Source organism: Dermacoccus abyssi (assembly GCF_003515945.1).
GTDB classification, from domain to species: Bacteria; Actinomycetota; Actinomycetes; order Actinomycetales; family Dermatophilaceae; genus Dermacoccus; species Dermacoccus abyssi.
On the sequence record NZ_QWLM01000019.1, the window covers coordinates 46,804 to 53,323 of the forward strand.

5 protein-coding genes are annotated in these 6,520 nt (G+C 67.8%); 4 read left to right on the forward strand and 1 reads right to left on the reverse strand.

Features of this window, described 5'->3' with window-relative positions:
* Nucleotides 1–53: 53 nt before the first annotated feature.
* Nucleotides 54–3,395, forward strand: a complete 3,342-nt coding sequence (locus tag D1832_RS13270) for a DEAD/DEAH box helicase (protein ID WP_118914699.1) — start codon at nucleotides 54–56, stop codon at nucleotides 3,393–3,395.
* A gap of 51 nt (nucleotides 3,396–3,446) precedes the next feature.
* On the forward strand, nucleotides 3,447–4,190 hold the full coding sequence (locus D1832_RS13275) for a class I SAM-dependent methyltransferase (RefSeq protein WP_118914701.1): 744 nt from the start codon (nucleotides 3,447–3,449) through the stop codon (nucleotides 4,188–4,190).
* 3 nt (nucleotides 4,191–4,193) lie between these two features.
* Here the strand turns inward: D1832_RS13275 and D1832_RS13280 are convergent, their stop codons facing one another.
* A complete protein-coding gene (locus D1832_RS13280; protein WP_118914703.1) occupies nucleotides 4,194–4,544 on the reverse strand; it encodes a DUF2200 domain-containing protein in 351 nt (116 codons plus the stop codon).
* Nucleotides 4,545–4,603: 59 nt separating this feature from the next.
* Between D1832_RS13280 and D1832_RS13285 the strand changes: the two genes are divergently transcribed.
* Both D1832_RS13285 and D1832_RS13290 read left to right on the forward strand, forming a co-directional pair.
* On the forward strand, nucleotides 4,604–5,485 hold the full coding sequence (locus D1832_RS13285; RefSeq protein WP_206609406.1) for an SDR family NAD(P)-dependent oxidoreductase: 882 nt from the start codon (nucleotides 4,604–4,606) through the stop codon (nucleotides 5,483–5,485).
* Between the two features lie 185 nt (nucleotides 5,486–5,670).
* Nucleotides 5,671–6,336: a response regulator transcription factor gene (locus D1832_RS13290; protein WP_118914704.1), complete on the forward strand. Its 666-nt coding sequence runs from the start codon at nucleotides 5,671–5,673 to the stop codon at nucleotides 6,334–6,336.
* The last annotated feature ends 184 nt before the right edge of the window (nucleotides 6,337–6,520 follow it).

Below are 6,520 nucleotides of genomic sequence, written 5' to 3' on the forward strand. Positions count from 1 at the left end.
CGGGCGGAGCTCCGGCGTTGTCGGTGGGCTGCGTTAACCTCGCGCACGTGACGATGAAATTCGAGCCGGACGAGGCCACGTGGGTGCTGTCGAGCACCGATGTCGGTCTGGCGGCCGTCGTCGGGGAGGGTGCGTTCAGCCGGGGCCTCGACTATGCCATCGGCGGCAAGGTCGTCGCGCTGGCCACGGCGGACCGTGGGCGGGTGCTCATGGGTACCGTCACCGGCAACGGGCTCGCCCCGTACCAGTGCCTCGTCACGCACAAGGGCGAGGCGGCCAACGGTGAGCCGCTGTGGGTTTCGCGGTGCACGTGCCCTGTCGCCACCGAGTGCAAGCACGCCGTCGCCGCCATCATCGCGGCGCGCCGTGCGATTACCGACGGCGTGAGCAAGGGTTCGGTCTCGCGCACCCCCGCACGTTCGAGCGCCCAGTCCAACGTCGTGCCCCTTTTCGGCGACAGCGGCGTGGCCACCGCGTCCTGGCGGGCACGGTTGTCGGAATCCCTCGGACCCTCGGAGCCCGAGCGGGTGGAGAAGCGGGTCGAGAGTCCCACGAGCAGTTCGTGGCGCGCCCAGCTCGGTCTGCAGTTCGAGGCCAAGGCTCGGCCCGCGTCGATGTCGGACTCGACGCCGGTGCAGCGCCTCGAGCTCAAGCCGACGAAGCTCATGCGCACCGGGCGCTGGTCGCGCACGGCGACGTGGGTCGACGTGCGCAGTAGCGCGGGTATCTCCGAGGCCGACGAGCATCAGCAGGAAGTGCTCAAGCGCTTCGTCGCGGCGCACAAGCCCCAGGTCGGCAGCGGTCAGACGGTCTACCTCGACGAACTCGGCCCGGGCGTCTGGCCGGGTCTTCGCGAGGTGGCCGACGCCGGCATCACGCTCATGCTCGCGGCCACGCCCGGTGAGGGCGTCACGCTCGCCGAGCCCGCGGAGGTCACGCTCGGCATCCACCGCAGCGAGGCCGGGCTCGTCCTGACGGCCGACGTCGTCGGCGTCGACCTCGAACCCGAGTTCGGTACGGCCATCCTCATCGGCGAGCCGGCTCACGGCGTCGCCGTGCTCGACCGCGGCAGCCTGCGGCTCGTACCGTTCCACGAGACGCCGCACTCGGTGCTCCAACCGCTCCTGCTGGGCGACGTCATCGAGATTCCCGAGGACGAGATCCCCGAGTTCGAGAGCGAGTTCCTGCCCCGCCTGCGTCGTCACACAAGCATCAGTGACGTCACGAACACCCTGAGCGATCCGGTCGAACCGCGTCTGCTCCTCGTCGTCACGCCGAAGACGGTGGGCAAGGTCGAGGTCGAGACGTTCTTCACCTACGGCGACAAGCGAGTCACGTCGACGCCGGTGGGTCGCGGGCGTCAGTTCTCGAGCGAGAGCGCCGTCATCGCCCGCGCCGCCGTCCTCCTCGGGCGTCTGCGCCTCACGCGTTCGGTGCCCGGCTTCGATCTGTGGGTCAAGCCGAAGGCCGAGCTCCTCGGCATGGAGGCGGTCAAGCTCGCCGACGCCGTTCCGGAACTCAAGGCCGTCGACGGCGTCGACGTCGTCATGGCGGGTGAGCTGCCGGTCTACGAGGAGGCCGAGGACGATCCCATCATCGAGGTGGGCGTCAACGAGGCCGGCAACAAGCCGGACTGGCTCGACCTGCAGATCACCATCAGCGTCGACGGCCAGGAGGTGCCCTACCCCAACCTCATCGAGGCGCTGCACCGCGGCGACGAGACGATGATGCTGCCGTCGGGCACGTACTTCCGGCTCGACTCGCCCCAGCTTCGTGACATCTCACGCGTTCTCGAGGAAGCCCAGGAGCTCACCGACAAGACCTCGGAGAAGCTGCAGATCAGCCGGTATGACATCGGCCTGTGGGACCAGCTCGTGGGGCTCGGGGTGGTCGAGCAGCAGCGCACGGCATGGCAGGAGGCCGTCGAGGGCCTGACGAAGCAGGGCTGGAACCCGCGGGCGGTCGAGACGCCGGTGGCGTTCGATGCCACGTTGCGGCCCTACCAGCTCGAGGGCTACGCCTGGCTCGCCAATCTGTGGGACGCGCGTCTCGGCGGGGTTTTGGCCGACGACATGGGCCTCGGTAAGACCATCCAGACGCTGGCGATGCTCGAACGGGCCCGCGCGGCAGGGGAACTCGACGACGCCCCGGCGCTCGTCATCGCGCCCACCTCGGTGCTCGGCGTGTGGGCACGCGAGGCGGCGCAGTTCACGCCGAAGCTGCGTGTCAGTGTCCTCAACGCCACGTCGAAGAAGCGCGGCACGGAGGTGGCCCAGGAGATCCGCGACGAGCGTGCCCATGTCGTCGTGACGAGCTATGCGGTGGCTCGCCTCGATGCCGACAACTTCCACGCCTGCTCGTGGCGCGCCCTCGTGCTCGACGAAGCCCAGATGGTCAAGAACCACACGTCGCAGACGTTCCAGGCCATCAAGAAGATCGGGGCGCCGTTCGGCCTGGCCATCTCGGGCACACCGCTCGAGAACTCCGTCATGGATGTCTGGTCGCTGTTCAACCTCGTCGCGCCGGGCCTCTTCCCCCGACCGGAGGACTTCATCCGGCGCTACCGCAAACCGATCGAGCAGGGTGAGGGGCACGTCGTCACCGACGCCCTGTCGGCGCTACGCCGCCGCATCGGGCCGCTCATGTTGCGTCGCCGCAAGCAGGACGTGGCCCCCGACCTTCCCGAGAAGCAGATCCAGCGGGTCGATGTCGCGCTGTCGCCTCAGCACGAGCGCGTCTACAAGCGGCACCTTCGCCGCGAGCAGCAGCGCGTCATGGGGTTGCTCAAGGATCCGGACGCCAACCGCGTCGAGATTCTCGCTGCGCTCACGCGCCTTCGCCGACTCGCGCTCGACCCGGCGCTCGTCGATGACGAGTTCTCTGGGCGGAGCGTCTCGCGCAAGGTCGAGGCCGTTGTCCAGCAACTCGCCGACATCGCGGGCGAGGGGCATCGTGCGCTCGTCTTCAGCCAGTTCACCGACTTCCTCACCATCGTGCGTGAGGCCGCGGCGGATGCCGGTGTTTCCACGGCCTACCTCGACGGCTCGACCCGCAACCGGCAGCAGGTCGTCGACGAGTTCAAGGACGGCGACGCCGACGCGTTCTTCATCTCGCTCAAGGCCGGCGGTACCGGGCTCACGCTCACCGAGGCCGATTACGTCATCGTCCTTGACCCGTGGTGGAACCCGGCCGCCGAGGATCAGGCCATCGATCGCGCCCACCGCATCGGGCAGACGAATCCGGTCATGGTCTACCGCTACGTCAGTGCAGGAACGATCGAGGACAAGGTCGTCGAGCTGCAGGAGAAGAAACGCAAGCTCTTCGAGGACGTCGTCGACGCAGGGGCCGGCGGTGGTCGCCTGAGCGGCGCGGACATCGCAGCCCTTCTCGAATGAGAACCTATCAAGTATCTTGATGTCAAGATACTTCGACGGAAGGTGCAGCCGATGACCCGAGAGTGGAACGCCAAGGTCTACGACGAGCTGCCGTTGCCGCACGTTGCCTGGGGCAAGCGCACGATCGAGCGCCTGAACCTCGCAGGCACCGAGCGCGTCCTCGATGCCGGCTGCGGTACGGGCCGCGACGCCGAGGAGCTCCTGCGCCGGTTCCCCGACGTCGAGCTCGTCTGCACCGACGGGTCGTCGCAGATGGTGGAGCAGGCACGCGAGCGCTTCGCCGATCGACCAGCCGAGCGTGCGAGCTTCCACGTGCGCGACCTCGAGCAGCCGCTCGACCTCGAAGGCTCCTTCGACGCCGTGATGAGCGTGGCCTGCTTCCACTGGATCGCCGACCAGGACGCGCTGTTCGCGAATCTTGCCGAGGTGATGCGTCCCGGCGCCCGCCTCGCGTCCGACTCGGGCGGCGAGGGCAAAATCGCCATCGTCGAGGCGGCCATTTTCCGAGTTCGCGGCGTGCCGAACGAGCCGAAGAGCTTCGTGGGGCCGCAGGAGACGAAGGAGCGCCTGGAGCGTCACGGCTTCGACGTCGAGCGCGTCGAACTGCGTCCCAGCCCCGTGCGCATCGACGATCCGGCCACGATGGAGCGCTACCTCGCCACGATCTGTCTCGGTGAATACCTCGACGGCATGACGGATGACGAGGCCCGCGAGTTCACCCGGGCCGTGCGTGAGGCGATGAGCGAGCCGGTGCTCGACTACGTCCGCCTCGAGATCGACGCACTGCGCCGCTGACGTTCAGCCGCGAAGGATCGAGGTCATCTTCTTCCCTCGGGCGAGTTCGTCGACGAGTTTGTCGAGGTAGCGGATCCGCTGCATGAGGGGGTCCTCGATTTCCTCCACCCGGTGCCCGCAGATGACGCCGGTGATGAGTTCCGCGTTGGTGTTGAACGCCGGGGCCTCGTCGAAGAAGACCTGCATCGTCACCCCGTCGTCGATGACGCGGCGGATGCCCTCGTCGTCGTAGCCCGTGAGCCACGTGATGACCTCGTGCAGCTCGGCGACGCTGCGCCCCTTGCGCTCCACCTTCGTGACGTAGTGCGGGTAGATGCTCGCGAACGGGGTGTCGAAGATGCGGTGGCCTGCCATGGCCACGAGTATGCCGGTTTGCGCACCGACGGAGACGATGCGCCCGTACGGTCGGGAGCATGATCGGTTTCGGACGGAAGATGCGCAATTACTCGGGCGCGTGCGCCCTCGTCACGGGCGGCGCCTCGGGGCTCGGTCTCGAACTCGTGAGGCTCCTCGCCGCTGACGGCGCGCGAGTGCTCGCCACCGACATCCACGAGAGCGTTGACCCCTCCCTCCTGCCGAACGGCGTCGACTACCTGCGCCTCGATGTCCGCAGCGACGACGACTGGGCTGCTGCCCGCACCTGGGTGCAGTCGCACTGGGGCCACCTCGACGTTCTCGTCAACAACGCCGGCATCGCCGTCGGCGGTCGCATCGAGGCCGCGGGCATGGCCGACTGGGATCGTGCGCTCGCCAACAACCTCATGGGTGTCGTGCGGGGGTGCCACACGTTCACACCGATGATGAAGGAGCGCCGCAGCGGCCAGATCGTCAACACCGCCTCCCTGGCCGGCCTCGTTCACGCGCCGGCCATGGCCACGTACAACGCGACGAAGGCCGCCGTCGTTGCGGTGAGCGAGACGGTCTCCCACGAACTCTCGCCCTTCGGCGTCGACGTGAGCGTCATCTGCCCCTCGTTCTTCCGCACGAACCTCGCGAGCTCCCTCGAGGGCGCTGACCGGGAGATGGAGGAGAGCGCGACGAAGCTCATCGACGAGGCGCCGCGCTCGGCCGCGCAGGTCGCCGCTGCTGCGTTCGCACGCATGAAGGCGGGCAAGCACGTCATCCTCACCGAGCCCGACGGGCGCGTGGCCTACGGGGCGAAGCGCTACGCACGCCCGCTCTACGACCTGGGCATGAAGTCCGCGGCAAAGCGTGTGGCAAGGGGGAAGTCGCCCCAGCCCGGTGCGATGCAGGTGGCCGACAGGTTGGCTCGAGCTCGCGCCGCCAAGTCCTGACCGGCCGCGGCAATCCGGGCGTTGTCTGACGCTCGTGACCACCCGCTGCACCCGACGCCTGTGGCCGCCGTTGTCAGCCGATTCGTAGGAATGCCGAATCACGTTGGCAAGCGAAACTCTTCACCAACTACTCACCCACAGGGGTGGGTTCGCCGCGGGGGTGGAGATCGTAGCCTCAAGGGGTGATGAACGCTAACCCGATCCGCTTGGCCGTCGTCGACGACTACGAAGTGGTGGTCAACGGCCTGGTCAAGATGCTCGAGCGGTACAAGGACCGTGTCGTCGTGGTCGAACTAGACACCACGCCCCAGGAGCCGGAGGTCGCCGAACAGTGCGACATCGTCCTGTACGACACGTTCGGCCAGGCTCACGGTGACGAGGTCACGCTGTCGCACCTCATCGGCGCCCCGAACGTTGGCGACGTCGTGGTCTACACCTGGAACTTTCAACCGGATCTTGTGCGCCGCAGCCTGGAGGCCGGCGTGAAGGGCTACCTGTCGAAGACGCTCCCGGCCTCGGAACTCGTCGCAGCGCTGGAGCGGGTCCACGCCGGGGAGACGATCGTCTCCGCCGAAGTGGGTACGGGGCCGATCGCCGGTGAGTGGCCCGGGCGCGAAGAGGGGCTCACGCCTCGTGAGGCCGAGGTGCTCGCGCTCATCACACAGGGCCTGTCCAACAACGAGATCGCAGCCCAGACTCACCTGTCGATCAACTCGGTGAAGAGCTACATCCGCACGGGCTACCGCAAGATCGGGGTGACGAGCCGGAGTCAGGCAGTTCTGTGGGGAGTGCGCCACGGGTTCGAGCCCGACCACCGACGCATCGTTGCCGGCTCGCAGAACGGCCTGTGACCACCAGGCGCTGACGCCGAAACCGGCCACCGACGAGCGTGCGCCAGTTCACACGCCCTCGATTTGCCCGACACTCTCCGGTCGCCTAGTGTTTACGGAGTCAGCCCGGAAGGGCATCGCGGCAGGAGCCGCTCACACTGACTGTTTGGTTGGTGGTTGAGTGTGCGGGTCGGGTGCTTGGGTT